General features: G+C 55.3%; 6 protein-coding genes. 1 reads left to right on the top strand and 5 read right to left on the bottom strand.

Annotated elements, in window-relative coordinates; all coding sequences use genetic code 11:
• Positions 1-526: beta-eliminating lyase-related protein (locus VJR68_RS13535; protein ID WP_324148429.1), on the top strand; the 526-nt coding region annotated here is incomplete at its 5' end.
• A gap of 108 nt (positions 527-634) precedes the next feature.
• Here the strand turns inward: VJR68_RS13535 and VJR68_RS13530 are convergent.
• The 5 genes from VJR68_RS13530 to VJR68_RS13510 all read right to left on the bottom strand — a co-directional run.
• Positions 635-1,237 (bottom strand): hypothetical protein, encoded by a 603-nt coding sequence (locus VJR68_RS13530; RefSeq protein WP_324148427.1) that lies wholly within the window; start codon positions 1,235-1,237, stop codon positions 635-637.
• A 247-nt stretch (positions 1,238-1,484) separates the two neighbouring features.
• Positions 1,485-2,297, bottom strand: coding sequence for a class I SAM-dependent methyltransferase (locus VJR68_RS13525; protein ID WP_324148425.1), 813 nt, complete (start codon positions 2,295-2,297; stop codon positions 1,485-1,487).
• 74 nt (positions 2,298-2,371) lie between these two features.
• Entirely contained in the window at positions 2,372-2,746 is a 375-nt protein-coding gene (locus tag VJR68_RS13520) for a hypothetical protein (protein ID WP_324148423.1), read from the bottom strand.
• An 83-nt stretch (positions 2,747-2,829) separates the two neighbouring features.
• A complete protein-coding gene (locus VJR68_RS13515) occupies positions 2,830-3,285 on the bottom strand; it encodes a DUF2269 family protein (RefSeq protein ID WP_324148421.1) in 456 nt (151 codons plus the stop codon).
• Positions 3,286-3,379: 94 nt separating this feature from the next.
• On the bottom strand, positions 3,380-3,659 hold a 280-nt coding region (locus tag VJR68_RS13510), incomplete at its 5' end, for a hypothetical protein (RefSeq protein WP_324148420.1).

Here is a 3,659-nt window from a genome sequence, read left to right as displayed (position 1 = left end):
ACGGGTGTTCAACGCCGCGGTGAAACTCGGCGTGCCGGTACGCGAGATCACGCGGCACTTCGATAGTGTTTCAATCTGCCTGTCAAAAGGGCTCGGTTGTCCGGTGGGCACGGCGTTAGTGGGCAAACGTGAGCTGATCCGCAAGGCGCACCGGGCGCGCAAGATGCTCGGCGGCGGCATGCGTCAGGCGGGCATACTCGCTGCCGCCGGTTTATATGCGCTGGAACATCATGTGCAGCGGCTCGCCGAAGACCATGCCAATGCCAAAAAACTGGCGGAAGGGCTGGCACGGATAAAGCAGATCAAAATTAATCCGACGGCTGCGCAGACCAATATGGTATTTGCAAGCATTGCGACCGAGCACGTCAAACCGCTGGCCGAGCATCTCAAGAGCGCCGGCATCCTCATCCTGCCGAACGCCAACCTGCGGCTGGTGACGCACCTGGATGTGAGTGCCGCGGATGTGGGGCGTGTGATTGCCGCATTCCGTGGATATTTTGCCGGCGCCGAACCCCGCGCACTTTGATTTCTAAGATTGTTCTTTTCTGGAAGATACTTAGCGCCTGAATTTAGCGGCGCGATACAGCGTAGCAGATGAACGGCCGCTGGATTGAGATGTTAGATGGCGCCACCATTAGTGAACCGCCGTGCCGGCGCTTGGCTCGGAGGTGGCCGGTGTGCTGGGCGCAGAACTGGTCGATTGGTGCGCCGGCCTCGAACTAGGCTGACTACCTGTTTCACTTGGCTTCCCCGGTGTTGCCATGTCCCTTATCGCTTGCTGGAGATATTTAAGCGTAATCGAATTTTCCTGAAAAATTCCCATATTATCCAAATAGTTCATTAGGAGGTCTCTGTTGGTGACTACACCTTTGCGGGCCAGCGGCTTCCATGGCTTGGGTGCCTGCATTAGCGGAGACGACAGCAAATTCTGTGGAATTGGAGACAAAATAACAAATTTACCCTGGAGAAAACTATTGCGAACTGCGGGCGTGAATGGGATTGGAGAGTTCTGCTCGAGAATTTGTATTGCCCACACCCGCAGAGCTTTATTTTCTTTGTTATCTGGTGCTGCAAGTATTGTTATAGCCATACTGACGTAGTCTTTTTTCAACGAGTTGCTAGACAGGCGTGACTTAATCTGCCAACCAAAAAAAGCAATAACGAGTGGGACAACCACGGCCGCACATATGGTTGACCATGCCTGCAGGCGCGACAACGCTCGATCACTCAATGACATTTGTGGCTCCCACGAGAATTACAAAGCCGTCTAACTTAAATTCGACTGCCTAAATGCGGGCTGTAAACACCTTAATTTGGGCGGTAATAAAACCCAGTGTGAGCAAAAATCATGGCCTTGGTATGTTTTATCACATCAAGACCTGTGAAGGGGGTACACATGGAAAAGTTGCGTTTGCCCGGCCAGGCCTGCGCCCGCGCAAGGGCCGTCGCGCGGAACCACTTGTTTGAGCGCAATATCGCCACCGTCAGGCTTCAATCGAGATGACGTGCGCCTGGATCTTGCCATCTACGGGACCTGGTCCAAATCGTCGCGCGATCGCCCGGGCCGCAACCTCTGTCGCTTCGCCAAGCCGCGACGCATTGCGTGCTTCGATCTCGTTGCGTAGCGGAGTGCCTTGGCAATACGCCACTGCAGGCACTTGGGGGGATTGCGCGCGGCTGCGCGCCGCAACCGTATCTATCTTTGCGGGTTTCCGGAAACCGCTGCTGACGAGATTGCGGACGATGGTCGGGAGGTCATGATAGCCGTGTGGCGTGCGGGCCAGGAAGCGCGGCGGGTCTTCGGGAAAGAGGGACTCAAGCGCTGTCGTGACCGTATCGGCAAATTCGTTTTCGGTGATTCGATCCCACACATTGAAAATGAAAAGTCCCCCTGGCTTGAGGATGCGGCGTGCTTCGGAAAAGGCCTTGGACTTGTCGGGGAAAAACATCGCCCCGAACTGACACACAACGGCGTCAAAGGCGCCACTCCCGAAGGGCAAGGCGAGCGCATCTGCTTGCCGCCACTCGACGGGCCGCACTGTTCCCGTTGCCGCTGCCTGGTCGAGCATGGCTTGATTCAAATCCGTGGCGACGATGGAAACACTTTCGGGTAGCGCTGCTGCCAGAGCGCGAGTCACTACGCCGGTGCCGGCAGCGATTTCCAGGATGCGAGACAGATTCCTCGAATGCAGTCGTGCCGCCAGGTCGATTGCGTAAGGCTCAAAGATGAGCGGCACAAGATGCGTCTCGTAGAGCTTCGGTATGGAGCCTGTAAAGACCTTGTCCGTGTCGGACATGGCGGGCATCTCCTACACGATTTGTTGCGCGCTAACGCCTGAGCTCAGCCGACGGCCGCCCGCTGGAATAACCGCTAGCCCTCACGGCCAAGTTCACTGCTGATATCTGTCGTATCGAGTTCGAATACGTGGTTATCGTAGTCAAAGAAATACAGTGAGCTGTCCGACCTGGCAAGTATGTACTCCAGGTTCATCGTTTTGAGTTTCTCTACAGTCGCCAGGAGATCCGCTTTTGTCACATGGAAGGCGATGTGGTCGCCGGTGCGTTGCCGCTCAACCGTGGCTTTGGCGAGGAGGAACCAGGTATTGCCAAGGTTGATGAAAGTCTCGTCGTGTCCATCCGCGTCGACGCGACGCACACTCTGAGTTGCGAACAAATCCTTGAATAGAAGGGCAGTACGCGCGGGGTCGGCAACGACCAGGGCTATATGACTGATGGAGTTGAGCACGGATAACTCCTCATGGGGCTAACGCCCGAGTTAAGCGGCGCGCGGATAGCGCGTCCGCTGGAATGATTTGTTGGGCGGCACAATCACCATGAAAGGCTCGGTTTTGCGACCATGAGGTAAACAATGATGAGTATGATGAGCCCCGACGCACCGCCAAAGAAACGCCCAAGCAACGAAACGCGTTTGTACGACGTTGAAGTAGGTCCACTTGCCTCGAACAGCTCTATTTGCTTGTTTAGAAGCACGAGCGAACCCGCGAAAGCGACCGCACCAAGAACCCACAGAACCAGTGCAGTTTGGATCCATCTGAAGGTAAACGACCAAGCGTCATGTGTGAGCCACAGGCCAGTTACAACCATGAGCAAATATCCTGGAATCACCACGAAAGCCACGAGGCGTTTTACGGCGCGGAGTACGAAGAGCCCATGAACGGGATGGTCTCCATAGAATTCCATGACAATGCCCAGCCCCGCGCTTGTCCCTAGCGCGATGATGGCAATCAGGATATGAAAAAACTTCAGCCACACGTATTCATTCATGCTCGTGTCGCCTAACGCTTGAGTTAACCGGCGCGAACTCGCGCAACGGGCAAGCGTCCGGTTGAGCGAGTAGTTAGGTTGCACACGCAGTGAACTACATGGCAATAGCTGGTTGATCGATAACCCAACGCCACGAACCATTGCTTTGCCTACGCGCGATCTCAGCCGTGATTGTGCCATTAGGCAACTGCGTGGAGGTAAGAGCAAGCTCTCCGCTGAATACAGCTGGCCGTTGATCCCCGACGTTGAATTTAACACCGGTTGCCAAAAAGCTGGCATAGAACGCGCGAATTTGTGCAGCGCCTTTCGCAACACTTGTATTGCCGGTAACCAACACCGCATCGGGCTCATACAATGCGACCATGCCGCCAACA

Origin of the sequence: Dyella sp., assembly GCF_035277725.1 — a bacterium.
In the GTDB taxonomy this organism is placed as follows: Bacteria; Pseudomonadota; Gammaproteobacteria; order Xanthomonadales; family Rhodanobacteraceae; genus Dyella_B.
Note: the sequence above shows the minus strand (reverse complement) of the source record. Positions and strands in the feature narration are given on the sequence as shown.

Excerpts from the sequence above, each read along its gene's own strand:
- VJR68_RS13530 (WP_324148427.1), bottom strand. The coding sequence starts at position 1,237 with ATGTCATTGAGTGATCGAGCGTTGTCGCGCCTGCAGGCATGGTCAACC.
- VJR68_RS13515 (WP_324148421.1), bottom strand. The coding sequence starts at position 3,285 with ATGAATGAATACGTGTGGCTGAAGTTTTTTCATATCCTGATTGCCATC.
- VJR68_RS13525 (WP_324148425.1), bottom strand. The coding sequence starts at position 2,297 with ATGTCCGACACGGACAAGGTCTTTACAGGCTCCATACCGAAGCTCTAC.